This is a genomic window from Shouchella tritolerans (assembly GCF_025770735.1).
Taxonomy (GTDB): domain Bacteria; phylum Bacillota; class Bacilli; order Bacillales; family Bacillaceae_D; genus Shouchella; species Shouchella tritolerans.
On the sequence record NZ_JAODPB010000007.1, the window covers coordinates 35,287 to 50,217 of the forward strand.

11 protein-coding genes are annotated in these 14,931 nt (G+C 46.6%); 2 read left to right on the plus strand and 9 right to left on the minus strand.

Translation table 11 applies throughout. The annotated features are described in order from the left end of the window. Window positions 1-4: 4 nt before the first annotated feature. The 4 genes from N6H06_RS19135 to N6H06_RS19150 form a co-directional block, all read right to left on the minus strand. Window positions 5-880 (minus strand): carbohydrate ABC transporter permease, encoded by an 876-nt coding sequence (locus tag N6H06_RS19135; protein ID WP_062750138.1) that lies wholly within the window; start codon window positions 878-880, stop codon window positions 5-7. 19 nt (window positions 881-899) lie between these two features. Beyond that, window positions 900-1,859 (minus strand): ABC transporter permease, encoded by a 960-nt coding sequence (locus N6H06_RS19140; RefSeq protein WP_263707729.1) that lies wholly within the window; start codon window positions 1,857-1,859, stop codon window positions 900-902. A gap of 212 nt (window positions 1,860-2,071) precedes the next feature. Beyond that, a complete protein-coding gene (locus N6H06_RS19145; RefSeq protein WP_263707730.1) occupies window positions 2,072-3,589 on the minus strand; it encodes an extracellular solute-binding protein in 1,518 nt (505 codons plus the stop codon). A gap of 211 nt (window positions 3,590-3,800) precedes the next feature. Then, window positions 3,801-6,089 carry a helix-turn-helix domain-containing protein gene (locus N6H06_RS19150; protein ID WP_263707731.1) on the minus strand — a complete coding sequence of 763 codons (2,289 nt, stop codon included), beginning with the start codon at window positions 6,087-6,089 and terminating at the stop codon, window positions 3,801-3,803. Window positions 6,090-6,184: 95 nt separating this feature from the next. Here N6H06_RS19150 and N6H06_RS19155 point away from each other — a divergent pair, with 95 nt between their 5' ends. Both N6H06_RS19155 and pelA read left to right on the plus strand, forming a co-directional pair. Beyond that, window positions 6,185-7,063: an AraC family transcriptional regulator gene (locus N6H06_RS19155; RefSeq protein WP_062750142.1), complete on the plus strand. Its 879-nt coding sequence runs from the start codon at window positions 6,185-6,187 to the stop codon at window positions 7,061-7,063. 64 nt (window positions 7,064-7,127) lie between these two features. Beyond that, a complete protein-coding gene (gene pelA, locus N6H06_RS19160; RefSeq protein ID WP_263707732.1) occupies window positions 7,128-8,162 on the plus strand; it encodes a pectate lyase in 1,035 nt (344 codons plus the stop codon). Window positions 8,163-8,303: 141 nt separating this feature from the next. Here pelA and N6H06_RS19165 read toward each other — a convergent pair whose 3' ends face one another. The 5 genes from N6H06_RS19165 to N6H06_RS19185 all read right to left on the minus strand — a co-directional run bounded on the left by N6H06_RS19165 (window position 8,304) and on the right by N6H06_RS19185 (window position 14,922). Further along, on the minus strand, window positions 8,304-8,903 hold the full coding sequence (locus tag N6H06_RS19165) for a GNAT family N-acetyltransferase (RefSeq protein ID WP_249413936.1): 600 nt from the start codon (window positions 8,901-8,903) through the stop codon (window positions 8,304-8,306). Between the two features lie 130 nt (window positions 8,904-9,033). Beyond that, entirely contained in the window at window positions 9,034-9,765 is a 732-nt protein-coding gene (locus N6H06_RS19170) for an NAD-dependent epimerase/dehydratase family protein (RefSeq protein WP_213029424.1), read from the minus strand. 84 nt (window positions 9,766-9,849) lie between these two features. Further along, on the minus strand, window positions 9,850-12,198 hold the full coding sequence (locus N6H06_RS19175; protein WP_263707733.1) for a glycoside hydrolase family 95 protein: 2,349 nt from the start codon (window positions 12,196-12,198) through the stop codon (window positions 9,850-9,852). A gap of 142 nt (window positions 12,199-12,340) precedes the next feature. Further along, a complete protein-coding gene (locus N6H06_RS19180) occupies window positions 12,341-14,002 on the minus strand; it encodes an ABC transporter substrate-binding protein (RefSeq protein WP_263707734.1) in 1,662 nt (553 codons plus the stop codon). A gap of 23 nt (window positions 14,003-14,025) precedes the next feature. Beyond that, window positions 14,026-14,922: a carbohydrate ABC transporter permease gene (locus N6H06_RS19185; protein WP_035202095.1), complete on the minus strand. Its 897-nt coding sequence runs from the start codon at window positions 14,920-14,922 to the stop codon at window positions 14,026-14,028. Between the last annotated feature and the right edge of the window lie 9 nt (window positions 14,923-14,931).

Consider the following 14,931-nt stretch of genomic DNA (forward strand, 5'->3'; position numbering starts at 1 on the left):
AGGCTTACCCTTTCATGGAGCCAATTAAGGCGCCCTTGGCAAAATATTTTTGCAAGAATGGATAAACGAGCAAAACAGGAATTGTCGCGACAACGATCACCGCCATTTTGACGCTAATTTCCGGTGGCGGAACGCTTGTATATTCAGAGCCATCGTAATTCAACCCAGTTGCTAAGACGACAATTTGCCGCAACAGCACTTGCACAGGCCACTTATCAGGATCATTTATATAAAGAATCGCGTGCATATAGGTGTTCCAGTAGGTTACGGCATAAAACAATGAAATCGTCGCGATGGCCGGCAACGAGCACGGGATGACAATGCGAAACAGCACGCCGAAATCGCTACACCCATCAATTTTTGCCGATTCCTCTAGGCCGCTCGGCAAATTCATAAAGAAGCTCCGCAAAATAATCATGTTAAACGCGTTAATCGTTACAGGTACGATAAGAGCTAGCAATGAATCAATCAGCCCTGTTTGCTGGACAACGAGAAATGTCGGGATCATGCCGCCGTTGAACAACATCGTAAAAACGATGAAAAACATGAGAAAGCGCCGGCCGACTAAATCTCTCCGTGACAAGCCATAGGCAGTTAAAACGGACAACAGCATGCTCCACAACGTGCCGCCTAACGTGACGCCGATGGAAACGCCCATGGAGCGCAGAAGCGTGTCTGTTGAAAAAATGTAGCGATAGGCGTCTAGACTAAATTGTGTCGGGAACAGCAAAAAGCTGCGTTGGGCAATTTCAGCGCCTGTCGCAAAGGAACTGCCGATGACATGAATAAACGGCAAAATGCAAAGCAAGGCAATGATGCCAAGAATGATCATATTGGTCGCATTAAAAATGCGGCTTGATAACGATTTATCGCCAACCATAAAACAAACGCCCCCTTTCCTAGTAAATTCCTTCTTCTCCGTATCTCTTCGCCAGCCAGTTGGCCATCACAACAAGAATTAAGCCAACAACCCCTTTAAAAAAGCCAACGGCGGTACTGTAGCTAAATTGGCCTTGCCTCAATCCAGCCGTATAAACGTAAGTGTCGAAAATTTCCGCCACTTCGCGGTTAGACGCATTTAACAGCAAATAGACATGTTCAAATCCTAATTCAAGCACATCGCCGATTTTCAAAATAAGCAAGACGATGATGACACTGCGGATCGCTGGCAGCGTAATATGCCACATTTGCCGGAAACGGTTGGCGCCATCCATTTTTGCCGCTTCGTATAACTGGGGATCGACTGCGGCAATTGCTGCTAAGAAAATGATTGTGCCCCAGCCAGCCTCGCGCCAAATAATTTGCAAAATGTACATTGGCCGAAACCATTCAGGGTTTAGCAAGAAATTGATTTGGTCAAACTGGAGCGCGCGCAAAATGTTGTTCACAATCCCGCCATCAAGCGTCAGCATGACATAGCTGATCGAAACGATGACGACCCACGACATAAAATGGGGAATGTAAATCATCGTCTGAATACTGCGTTGGTACGCGCGGCTCCGCAATTCATTGAGCATCAGCGCCAGTATGATTGGCACTGGAAACGAAATACACACTTGCAACGCAAAGAGAACGAGCGTGTTTTTGAAGATCATCCAAAAGTCAGGATCGGCAAACAGCCGGCGGAAATGGTCCAATCCGACCCACTCGCTTCCAGTGATGCCTAGATACGGTTTATAATCTTGAAACGCAATGATTAATCCATACATGGGAATATACTTATAGACAAAAAAATAGAGAATACCCGGTGCAATCATTAAGTAAATCCATTTGTTCTTTTTGATTTTGCGCCATAGTTCCTGGCGCCTTTCTGCTTTTGTCCGGGTCCATTTTTTATTTGCCATTATCGGGCTGTCCATGGCACACCTCTTTCACTCGAATATAAAGGGAGGCAAGCCTCCGCCCGATGACTCTGGCCGAAGCTTACCTGCCCTTTCAGACTGTAGACAAACGCTCGCATCCTTCGTTGCTCTCCTCGTTCAGGTGCTCATGAACCCATGTTCTATTCGCATCTTCACTCGGCTCGCGCCTCGGCTGACAAGCGTTTTCTATCAGTCTGGATGATAGCGGATTATTGCTGGTTGTATGACTCGTTGTACTCGCTGATCATGTCATCGCCGCCTTGGCTTCTCCATGTTTCAACTGCTTGCTCGAAGCCAGCGAGGTCCGTTTGTCCAAGGATATACTGATACGTTGCATCGTTAATAATTTGCTGCAAACGTTCGCCATGTGTTTGCGCTGTTGGCGAATGAAGCGTCGTTGTCGGGTCGTGAACCAAATAAGACTCGTTATCGATTTCGAGCTCATCGGCCTTTAATTTGACTGGATAATGGCTTTGCCCTAAGTAGCGGCCATTTGTTTCAGCTTCGCCGATTTCAATCGATTGGTATGGCTTGACTTCGCGCTCCGTCCGTTGCGTATCTTCAATCGCAACAGCTTTGCCATCTTCCACGCTGTAGTGCTCGTCTTCGATGCCCCAGTAAATCAAGTTTGCGTTCTCCGGCTCCATGAGCTGGTCATAGAAAGAAAGAATGCTTTTTAACTCTTCTTCTGTTTGCACCGCTGATTTCGGGAATATCACTAAATTGCCGTAACCAGGAATCGCCCAAATGTTGTATTCGCCATCTGGCCCTTCGACATAGTTATGGACATCAAATTCTAAATCAGGATTGATTTGCGACGCTTCTGAATACAGCGTCAATACATCGCCCATAGAGCCTACATAGATGCCTGCTGTTCCATTTTTTAAGAGCGCTTGTTGGTCCGGCTTGCTTGTAACTGGAAAGTCTTTGTTCATGTATCCGTTTTCATGAAGTTCTTTAAAAAAATCTAACGTATCGATATACTCATCAAACATAAATTCTGGCAAAAGCTCGCCGTCTTTTTCGCCCCATCCATTTGGCGTCCCATGCCACGACGCGACTGTTTTAAAGGCCCCATAAACGAGGTCGTTCCGGTCTGTTAAGCCAATCGTGTCGTCGCGGCCGTTGCCATCAGGGTCGTCTTCTGTAAAAGCGCGGGCCATTTCTGCGAACTCTTCAATCGTTGTTGGCGCCTCAAGCCCAAGGTTGTCAGCCCAGTCTTTGCGATAGATGATGCCTGAACGAGCTAAAGGACGGCCTTGGTAGAGCGCATATACTTTTCCATCAACCATTGTATTTTCAACGACTTCCGGTTTTAGTTTTCTCAAATTCTCGAATTCATCTAAATAAGGGCCAATTTCCCAAAATTGTCCATCGCGGATTGCATCTTTAAACTGGTCATAGGTCGTTTGGTTTTTCATATAAACGGCTTGGGGCAACGTCCCTGTCGCAAAAGCGGTATTTAACCGTTCTTCATAATTGCTATCTGGCACCCATTGAATATCGAGCTCTGTGTTTGTTGCCTCTTCCAACAAATGTTGGACTTCTTTTTCTGGCACTTCTGCTGTATGCAAATTAGCCATGATTGTAAATTTAAACGGGCCTTCTTCAGCAGAAGGCTTTTCCCCTTCAGAGGAAGCGCTTTCATTTTCGGCGCCGCATCCTGTGATCGCTACTAAACTAACGCCCACACTCAATGCTGCACACATTTGTTTCCAACTTGCCATTTGTAAACCCCCACCTTTTTGTTCATTTTTTCTCCGCTTCCCACCTGCTTGTTTTTTGGCTGCAGCCTTTTTCTCTGCTTCCCATATTAGCGAGGCGCCGCATTTTTTTGAATAATCATTTGCCCATAATCCCAGCAGCAATCCACGATTTGCGCCTCACCTAACAAAATGATTACTGCGGTTACGGACCTGTTTTTTTACGTTTATACCGTCATTTTAATTGTTTTTGTTGTCTGTATTGGCCTGGCGTCATTCCAGTCATTTTTTTGAACGATCGGATAAAGTTTTGCGAGTTGTTGTAACCAAGCTTTTCGGCAATCGTTTTGACTGGTTCTGATGTCTTCGCTAACCATTCCTTTGCTTTTTTCAAGCGATATTGGGCCAAATATTCACTAAACGTCATTGCCGTGCCTTCCTTAAACACGCTGCTCAAGTAATTGGCATTGTAATGCAAATCAGCCGCGCATTGTTCAAGCGTTACCGCTTGGTGGTAATGCTGGTGGATGTAGTCAATCATTTTTTCTGATAAGTGCTGGAACTGGGATTCGCTCACTTGTTTGAAGGCTGATAACAATGGGTCAATCAGGCGACTGACAAACCAGTTTTTCATTTGCTCTTGGCTACGGATCTTTAAGCACTCTTGATAAAGGGTGCCTTCTGGCAAGAGATCGTGGCGCAATCCGCTTTCTTGGTATAGTTGCAGCATTCGGTTGAGCAACCGCATAAAGGAAACGCGGACTTCACCGAGATGAGGGGCTCCTTCGCTAACCTCTGCCAGCAAGTGGCTAAACAAGTTGTAAGCTTGTTTTTCATCGGCAAGACGGAGCGCTAGCAACAATTCTTCTTCCAAGTGTTCAGGGTACTGGAACATACTCGACTTTTCTTTCGCTTGGATGCTTTCATAATTAATAATGACGTTATCGACAAATTTAAGCCGATGGGTGAGTGCTTCTTTTGCCTCTTTAAAGGCAGTGCTTGTCTGGGCCATGTCTGTAAATGGGGCGCTAATGCCAATGCTAACATCGGTCTCTAAGTAATGGTGCATAAATGATTTAAGCCGTTCGCTCCATTGGTAAATGACTGACTTCCCTTGTTCTTGGCTGTCTGTTTCTAAGCCAATAAACAGGACAAGCAACTGGTCGACCCACACGGCAGGAAGACGGTATTCTTCGGGAATGGTGTCTTCAGCGACATTGAGCATCGCAAACGTAAGCAAATCCATTTCCTGTTGGTCTTCTTCTTTTTGAGGATGCTCGTAATGGACAACGAGCAAACTATAGGAATGCCACTTTGCCATGCGGCTGTCGAGCCCATAAAGTTTGAGCCGTTCTTGCCTTTCTGCTTCCGAGAAATGGCCTTGGTACAAACGCATTAAAAATAGCGTCATCGACTGTTTCGCATGGATGCTTAGTTCTTGTTCCAGCATCGACTTTGATGAGAACAGCTCTTGCAGCGTATCTTCAATGACTTGGAACTCCGTCCGTCTTTTCCCAGTTGGCACGCCGTTCTCCTTTTGCGTGACTGCGGCAACAAGCTTTTGCACAGGCAAATACAACTTGCGTGAGAACAGCCATACAACGAGTGCTGACAGCAAAATGATCGCAAGCACAACATAAAACGTAAACCAGCCAATGCTTTTTGTTTCAGCCATTAATTCGTCCATTGGTGTAACTGAGACATATTTCCAACCAGTAAATGTAGAAGATGAATAGGTAATAGCAAATGGCTCTTGATCTCGGTCAACCGTAAACTGGCCAGCTGCCTCCGTTGTCCACACTGGTTCTGAAAAGCCTAATTCAGCTAATGTTTTTCCGACTGCCTGCTCATCAGAGTGGACAATGACACGGTTATGTTCGTCTAAAATCATTAACTCGTCGTCCACTTCATCTCCGCCGATCATTTCTTGGATCGTGCACATCGGGATATTGGCAAAAACAAGCCCAAATTTCTCACTAGCCCGTGCTGGCAATTTTTTTATAAGACTGAGACTATACGGACAATTCCGCCGTATAATCGGTTCTGTAAAAGAATCATTGGCTATCAATTTCCACGTCGTATCATACGGCAAATCAAAAAAAGTCAAATAGCGTTCATAATCTACGTGGCTGTCCAGGCGCCGAATGCCCTGATTGGTGGCAAGCCAATTTTGGTCATTGTTTAACACGATCGTTTCCTCTACTTTTGTATCAAATGATTGCAGTTTGCTAAGCTCCGTCCGCAAATCTCGGTAAACGAGAAAATCTTCGCCGTACAAAGGCGTGCGAATGGCCGCTTCCATTGTCGGCGACTCAATCGTATTATTTAAAGAATGGTGGACAGTTGTCAGCACCGTTTCAATATTTGCCTGCACTTGCCTCATCAATTGCAATTTTTCATTTTCAACTCTCTGTTCGGCCTGGTTCGTTGACTGTATATAAGCAAACACGCCAACGACGATAACCGGTATGGTGCTTAGCAGACCACCATATAACAGCAATTTCATCCACATGCTACGCTGCAATCAATACACCCCTTTTCCGTATATATGAAAGCGCTTAAATTTCTGGTAAAGTGAAAGATACCGAGCAGGTCTCCCTTAAAGAAAGGAGTTTGATTATGAACCGATTGGCCATTTCTGTCCGAAGCCGCTCTATTTATGTACATTACAACTGCAAGATAAAACCGCCGTTTGATATGAACCATTACCATCTCCATAACGATTTTGAGTTTCATTGGCTGGAAGAAGGCGAGCGTCTGTTCATGTCCAAAAACGGCTCGATCTTGTTAAAGAAGCACACACTATTAATTATTTCACCCCACTTCATCCATAGAATGAAAGCCGCTCCTGTACCTGAACATGCCCGTTATGTCGTTAATTTCCAACCAGCGATTCTCTCAAACGATTTAAAAAAACTGGCTAAACCGCTGCTCTCCCCTGCTTTTACCGTTTTGCAAATTCCGCAAAAGCGGGCAGATGGGTTTAATCAGCTTTTTATGCAGCTTCTTAAAGAGTACAACAGTCCTGCTACGAAGGAAAGCCTTCTTTATCAGCAATCGCTGCTGTCACAGCTGTTAATCGAAAGCAAGCGGGCGCTTGATTTTACGCTGCACATGGAGCAACAGCCGTTGCCAGCCCTTTCCGAACAAACACGAGTGGCATCACAGCTAATTCAGCACATCGAACAGCATTACCAGGAGCGGTTAGACCTTAATCGGCTTGCCTCTCATGTCCACTTAAGCCCTTCCTACGTAAGCCGGCTATTCAAACATGTCACAGGTACTCGTTTAAGCGAGTACATTCAAAAAGTCCGCATTGCAGAGGCTTGCAAACTATTGGGAGAGTCAAGCTTGCCTGTTAAAATCGTCTGCCAGAGAGCAGGCTTTGCCAGCCTCGAACATTTTCATCGCGTCTTTAAACGTATAATGGCGGTTTCGCCGATTCAATACCGTCATTCCTATTTGCACAAAAATAGGCAATCTTTAGGTGGCAGATAAACAAAATCAGTCAATTCTTCTTTGTTATGCTAAAGGCAACTTAACTAAAGGAGGATGGTCATTTTTGAAAGCGCTTAAACGAATGTCCAAGCTTGTTATTTCCGGATTATGTGCTGGCTTTTTCGTTATGCTGGCATCCACGACTGCCGCCGCAGAAGAAGCAACGGTTTCCAACGAAACGATCATTAAACAAGCCAACCACCTGTTGACTTGGCAAATGGACCATGGCGGCTGGTCGAAAGACATGCCGCAAATGTATATGCGAGACTGGAACGGCAGGGAAGCGAAATCAGTTTGGACTTCAAATGGAAAAGAACTTGGGACGATTGACAATGATGCCACCGTCGATGAAATTCGCGTTGTTGCCGAAGCGTACCAACTGACAAAAGACGAACGCTTTAAAGCAAGCGTCCACAACGGCATTGATTTCCTTTATAAACTCCAATATCCGAGCGGCGGCTTTCGCCAAGTGTATCCACAACGGGGCAGCGACCCGTCCAGTTCCGTATGGTACTCCAATTATGTCACTTTTAACGACCATGCGATGGTCAACGTCCTCCGTTTGCTTGAAGACGCCCGCCAAGGAAAAGCACCATTTGGAGGCGACTTATTCAACGATTCACAGCGCAGTGAAATGGCCGCTTCAATTGAGGGCGGATTGGATTATATTTTACGTGCCCAAATCGTCGCCAACGGCAAAAAAACCGCCTGGGGCCAACAACATGATCCTGTGACGTTGGAACCACAGCACGGGCGCGCTTATGAGCACCCTTCGATTGCAACAGATGAATCGGTAGGCATTGTCCAATGGTTGGAAGAACAACCAAACCAATCAGCCGCTGTCCGGGAAGCGGTCGCTGCCGCGCGGGCGTGGATGGATGAAGCCCGTGTCGCTGACACACGCTACGAGCGCCGCGTTGAGCCCCATTTTTTCCATGAGCCTGGGGCAGAGACATGGTATCGTTTTTATCAAATCGGCACCAACCGCCCGATTTTTTCAGGGCGTGATGGCGTCATCCACCATGACATTATGAACGTTGAACAAGAACGACGTTATGGCTATGCTTGGGCTGGCACGTGGCCGCAAAAACTTCGTTAAACGTTGGTTTTCAGGTTGTCGTTAGTCTACAGTCAAGGACTTCCACAATGTTGGAAGTCCTTGACCTATCTATCCCCTTACACTCCCTGTCCGTTTAAAGGTAATAAGAAAAAAGCGATCTTCTGATTGAAGAATCGCTCCTTAGCCAAACGTATATTCTTCTTTCCGCGCTTCAACAAATTCATCTTTTGTTAATCCAAATAGTATTAAATCCACATATTGTCCGTTTATGTACACAACTTGACGACGTACCCCTTCTTGAACGCAGCCAAGCTTTTCCATCATTTTAACAGAACCTTCATTTCCTTCAAGAACACAATCATTGAATTTGTGAAGTCTTCGTTCAAGGAAAGCATACTTTAAAAGAATGTTCATGGCGCTCGTACCGTATCCCTTTCCCCGGTGCTCTTTATCAATGATGATCCCAATACTGAATGTGCCATTTCTTTCGTCGATACTATTTAAATTAATACCGCCTATATTCTTACCTTCTTCATTTTCGATCGTAAACATGATTCTTCCATTTGTTGAAGCAAAATCTGCATGTTCCTCTGCAAACGTTTTAGAACCTGAAATAGTAGGAGGCAACTCAATCGCGCATGCCAAAAAACGACGAGCCGGTGTATCAAACTTACTAAGATAGTCTCCTTGCCAATCTTCAGGTTGGATCGCACGCAATCTAACGTTATCGTCTTGCCAAAAATAATTGCTGTCATCTACTTTTTGTAAAATATCTTCCATAATCATAACCCCTTCATTCTATCTATCTGTTTCCTACCTATCTTATCATTCGTCGTCTGTTATGCCATTCCTTTTAAAAAAGGCTGCCCAAATAGACACGCGGCCTTTTTGGACAACCCTATTTCCTTCCCTACTCCCTTTTGCTTGCTTTTCCGCCAAATCCTAGCTCCTGGTAGGCGTTTAATGTGCTCCACGGTTTATGGCGATTGTCAGAAACGCCATAATACGTCCCGTAGTTTTTGTCTGTTTCAATCGACGCTTGAACGAGTGCCACTAAGTCTTCATCGGCAAGCAACGTCCGCTCAAGTCGATCATTTGGCTGTTTTCGTTTTTCGGCTGGAGGGACAGAGGCGATCCGCAAGTTGATGACAGATAGCTTGCCTTCTTTGGCAAACAAATAACCTAGCTGTTCAGAGGCAAATTTCAGCACGCCATAAAGACTGTTCGTTTTCGGAAAATCGTCAACGGTAATTTCCCGTGGCAATAAAGAGTAGCCGTCTTTTTCGTAACCATCCGTCACATGGTTGCTGCTCGCAAACACGACCCGGCGAACGCCTTTTGTTTGCGCTGCCAATAACAGATAATAACTGGCATTGAAAAACAACGCCGTCATGTCGTCAAATTGCTCTTTGCTGTCAATGCCCTTTGTTGACTCGATCCGCAACAAATTGACAATCGTATCTGTGTCATCAGGAAGCTTTTCTAAGAGACCGTGATAATCAATGGCATCCCCTTCAATAAAAGCCACATTGTCGTCTGGCTTTTGCACGTCCATGACGACGATTTCATACTTGTCCTTTAGCCCTTCCGCAAGAATAGCGCCAATCGTCCCTGCTCCGCCCACTAAAACGATTTTTTTCACAACCGCGCCCTCCTTCTCATTCGGCAAACTCGTGCAAGCGCTTAGCGTGCCTCTCTATTGATTATTACCGTTTTCCGCTCCACATTAACCATTGTTTTGAAAGGTATAGCATTTGCCTTTTTCCGCCTTAAACGCATAAAGCTTGCCTGCATCAATGGAAATTCGCTCTCCGTTTTCAGTCGTACTCATCACATTTGGGAAGACGACGATGCAAGCATTCTCACAACTGGCATAGACGGTACAAGCAAGAACGCTGCTGTTTTGCCATTCGAGATCAATGGTAAAACCGCCTCGGCATCTGACTCCTGTAATAGCGCCTTGTTTCCAACGATGGGGAAGAGCCGGCAACAACCGGATAAACCCTTCATGGGACTGGACGAGCGTTTCAATCACTCCGGCAACAAAGCCAAAATTGCCATCAATTTGGAAAGGTGGGTGGGCGGAAAACAAATTCGGGTAGACGCCGCCGCTTTCATGCTGTTCATCGCCTTCGCGCACTGGTTGCATAAAACGGGAAATGAGCGCATCTGTCCGTTCCCCGTCAAGAAATCGTGCCCATAAACAGAGCTTCCACGCCAAACTCCAGCCAGTCCCTCCGTCGCCCCGTTCGCTTAACGATTGCTTCGCTGCTTGGTAACGTTTTTGTTGGTGGTTGCTGCTCCACTGGCTGCCTGGATAGACACCATACAAATGAGACAGATGACGATGGTGAATGTTTTCTCCTGGAAAGCCGTGCGTCCACTCTTGCAACGCTCCTTCAGCGCTTAACGTCGGCTTTTTCAACTGATTTAAAGCATCTTTCACATCGGTAGCCAACTGCTGATCTCCGCCTACTAGCTCGTTTGCCGCTAAAAAAAGGTGAAAGACATCTTCCAGTAAGGCAAGATCCATCACAGCGCCTTCGGAGACTGGATAAGGCTGGCCTTTATACAGAAAGCGATGCTCTGGCGAAGTTGACGGGCTCGTATAGACGGCGCCGCTTTCATCTTGGACGAGCCAATCTAGGCAAAATAATACGGCGCCTTTCATGACTGGATAGGCGCGCTCCGTTAAATAGGAACGATCCGCTGAAAACAAATAATGCTCCCACAAATGGCGCGTGAGCCACGGAGCTGCCATTGGCCAAAAAGCCCAGACAGGATCGCCGTCGCCAAAACCGCCGACTGGCTCTGCTTGCCGCCAAATGTCGCTATTGTGGTGCGCTGTCCAGCCCCTACATTGGTAGTAATTTTTGGCGACAGCTTTTCCTTGCTCGGCCAGCTCTTCGATAAATGTTAAAAAAGGCTGATGGCATTCTGGCAAAGCGGCGGTTTCTGCTGGCCAATAGTTCATTTGTGCATTAATGTTTAACGTATAATTGCTGCTCCAAGGCGGTTGAATGTGTTCATTCCATATTCCTTGGAGATTGGCTGCCTCTGTCCCCTCCCTTGAGCTAGCAAGGAGGAGATAACGGCCCATTTGAAAGAGCAGCTCAACCAGCTTACCATCATTGGCGCCGTACTTGGCGAGGCGTTCGCTTGTGGAAAGCTTCTCTCGTTCCGTTTCGTTAAGGGTAAACGTCATCCGTTGAAAAAGGGATTGATAGTCTTGCAAATGCCGGCTCTGCAACGTCTCGTACGTGCTCGTAACCGTTTCGCTGAGGCGTTTGCGAATGAGCGTAGCTGGCTCTTTGCCTTGGGCTGCCTGTGCTGATGCAAAACTAGTTTCCATAAGAACGAGCACCGTTGCATAACGGGCATCCTCGACAACGAGTTTGTTGTTTTTAACCGCTGCGTTCCCGTCTGTTTCTAGTAATTGTATCGCACTAGCAAAGCGGATCGCCGACGATGTTTCATAGCTTGTGTAACGAATCGGCTCTGAAGATGGAGCATAGTTGGGGTCCACATGTTCTGGGCACCAACCTGCTAGTCCGACATGGTCCTGATCGGGCCATTCAATCGTACGCAATGGCGATGTTAGCCACGCCGAAAAAGATAACGGCAGCTCGGCAACTGCCTCTAAACGCAAAATGATGGCCTCGTCAGGCTTACTAGCAAAAACGCTTCGTTTGTATAACCCGTCTTCCACCGTCACCGTTGCCGTTTCTAACTGAAGCCTCCGTTCATAATCAGTGCTTGAATGCGTACGTAAAGGAAACGAGATATGCAAATCGCCGAGTGGCAAATACGATTGCGTGTATGGGCCTTGCATGTCTTTTGCATATCGACTTGCCGCCTGAAAGTCTCTTGCGGCAATGGCTGCGCGCATGTTCGCTACTGTTCCTTTCACAGGCGCTTGGTTTCTTTTAGCAGGCGGCCCTGACCAAAGGCTGTCCATGTTTAAAGCCATTTTTTCGTGTTCAACACCGCCATAAACCATCGCCCCTATCCGCCCATTTCCAATCGGATAGGCTTCGGTCCACGTCCGCGCTGGTTGCTGTTCGGTCAGTTGCATCTGTTCTTCCTCCTTTTGTATATAGATTAAAAAAAGAACCTGCTTGCCGCAGGTTCTCAGACCATCAGTCTGAGTGATGCTTGTAGCCAAACGCTCGCATCCGTCGTCTCCGCTGATGTGTTGTGGTCAGCCACCGTGATCGTCAGTCATTCCACAATTCAACGCGTGTGCGCACAAGTTCCGTGTATTCTTCTTCGGCTTCTTCGACGCCAGCTCCTTCAAGCTCGGCCATAAACTCATCCCAGACTTTATCAAATTCCTCTGGAGATGCTAAAATCGCTTCAGGAACTTTGCGTTTGACAATATCAAGGCAGCGCTGCATGATGACATTCAAATCGGAGGAAGAATCAACTGGAATATTGTAAGCAGCTCCCCATGGCTTAACTGGAAATTCGTCTTCTTGTGGGTATAAGTCTTTCCACATCTCAGCGCCATAGTTGCTTAAGACTTCTTTTTCTACTTCTGTATAGGAATCGATGATTTGCTCTGTATTGGCGATTGTGAATGTTTGCCCTGTCGAATCTTCCACACCATCGCCGTAAGCTGGAGCGAAGCCCTTTAAAACGCCAATGCCCGTTTCCTTTACGTAGTTGGCATTGTTATTCCGTTCCTCCATTTCTTCTGGAGGGATGACACGCTTGCCATCGACGATTTCATAATGTTCTCCTTCCAATCCCCAGTTTTGCAGGATTTGCCCCTCTTCTGAAGCGAGGTAATCCAGAAATTGAATCGCCTTGACTGGGTCTTCATTGTCGACAGATATGCCGATGCCCCAGCCGCCAAGATACCCTGTATCTTGGAAATTAGGGTGCTTGTATTCTTCCGTTAATGTCACAGGATACATGCCGTACATCCGTTCATGTTTGCCTGCTTCTCGCAATGCCCTTTCCGCATCGTCCACTTGCCAATCTGCATCAATGAGCCCAAGCACACGCCCTGATGAGATTTTCTCTAAATATTGGTCGTATTTTTGCACGAAGCTTTCTGGGTCTAGTAAACCGCTGTCATTCATATGGTTCAGCCAGCGGAAATATTCCTTTTCTTCCGCGCGGCGGTAATGCATCGTCGCTTCATAGGTGTCTGGGTCAATATAAAACTCGCCGTCGTCTGAAGCTCCAGTCGCATAGAAAGCCGGATTCGTTGTCGATATCATAATCCGCCAATCATCAGCCAATAACGACAAACCGAGTGTCGGCTGGCCATCAATTGTCGGATTTTCCTCCATGTAAGCACGGATCGCGTCTTCAAAATCTTTGACTGTGCGAATGTCAGGATAACCGAGTTCTTTTACGACTTCATGCTGGAGCATAAAGCCGTTGCCAGGCTCCCAATACGTATGGTCGATTGGCGCAGTCGGCAAAATGTAAATGCTCTCGTCTTCTTCGCTCCATTTTAGGCGGTTAAAGTAGTCGCCATACACTTTCTTTAAATTCGGGCCGTGCTCTTCGATCAAGTCTGTCAAGTCAATAAAGGCGCCGGCGTTGACAAGTGTGCTCGCAGAGCCTTTTGGCAAAATGAAATCTGGGTAATCGCCACTTGCCGCCATTAAGGCAATTTTTTGCTCGCCTCCGTTGACATCGAATTCAGGCTGCAACGTAACGCCTGTTTCTTCCATCACTTTTTGGCTAACAGGGCTTTCCATGTTGTCCCACTGGGAGTGAGGATCGGCGCTAAACAACGTAAATGTAACCGGGCTATCGTCTGACTCATTGCTAGCATCATCGCTCGTGCACCCGGCCATTCCCAGTGCCACTATAACCGCTCCAGCGATGGTTGATACCCTTACCACGCTTCTTTTCTCCATGTCTTCTTCCCCCTTTTTATCATTTAGCTTTTTACAGCACCGAGCGTCATGCCTTGGACGAAAAAGCGCTGTAAAAATGGGTAAACCAATAAAATCGGCACGACCGTCACCATTGAAATCGCCATTTTAATCGACTCAGGCGAGACCGTTTGCGCGGCTTGTTCGCCGCTTATGCTGCGGTAAGCGTTGGCATCGCCAGAACCGCCCATTGTCGTATTTTGCAAGATTTTCATCAGTTCATACTGCAATGTCGTCAAGTCTGGATTGCTGCCATTGTACAAATACGTATCAAACCAAGCATTCCACTGGCCAACTGCGACAAACAAGGCAATCGTCGCAAGCACGGGCGTACATAATGGCATGATAATGCGCCAAAAAATCGTAAAATCATTGGCGCCATCCATCTTGGCCGATTCCTGAAGGGAGTACGGCAGCCCGTCCATAAACGAGCGGACGATGATAATGTGAAACGCATTCACCATTCCAGGGAGAACATAGACCCAAAACGTGTTAATTAAGTTCAACTCTCTCATTAACATGTAGCCGGGAATTAATCCTCCTGTAAAATAAAGCGTCAACACAAGCGTCGTCGACACAAACTTTCGCCCTTGAAAATCGGCGCGGCTCAGTGTAAACGCAACCATGGCCGATGAGAAAACGCCAAGCACAGTGCCAATGATCGTCCGCAACACGGAATTGATGAACCCTGTCACCAAATGGTCGTATTGGAAGATCGTTCGGTAATTCTCAAGCGTCCATTCCCGAGGCCAAATGTAAATGCCGCCTCGAACTGTGTCGGTTGAATCATTTAAAGAAATCGCCAGCACGTTTAAAAAAGGGTAAAGCGTTGCTAAAAACACGATTGTTAAAAAACAGTAATTGATCACATTAAACAACCCATCGCTTGTTAAAAAACGCATCGGCTTGCT

Bases quoted from the DNA above. Each gene is read 5' to 3' on its own strand.
- N6H06_RS19165 (WP_249413936.1), bottom strand. From the start codon at position 8,903: ATGGAAGATATTTTACAAAAAGTAGATGACAGCAATTATTTTTGGCAA.
- N6H06_RS19145 (WP_263707730.1), bottom strand. From the start codon at position 3,589: ATGGCAAGTTGGAAACAAATGTGTGCAGCATTGAGTGTGGGCGTTAGT.
- N6H06_RS19175 (WP_263707733.1), bottom strand. From the start codon at position 12,198: ATGCAACTGACCGAACAGCAACCAGCGCGGACGTGGACCGAAGCCTAT.
- N6H06_RS19185 (WP_035202095.1), bottom strand. From the start codon at position 14,922: ATGCGTTTTTTAACAAGCGATGGGTTGTTTAATGTGATCAATTACTGT.
- N6H06_RS19140 (WP_263707729.1), bottom strand. From the start codon at position 1,859: ATGGACAGCCCGATAATGGCAAATAAAAAATGGACCCGGACAAAAGCA.
- N6H06_RS19180 (WP_263707734.1), bottom strand. From the start codon at position 14,002: ATGGAGAAAAGAAGCGTGGTAAGGGTATCAACCATCGCTGGAGCGGTT.
- N6H06_RS19135 (WP_062750138.1), bottom strand. From the start codon at position 880: ATGGTTGGCGATAAATCGTTATCAAGCCGCATTTTTAATGCGACCAAT.
- N6H06_RS19155 (WP_062750142.1), top strand. From the start codon at position 6,185: ATGAACCGATTGGCCATTTCTGTCCGAAGCCGCTCTATTTATGTACAT.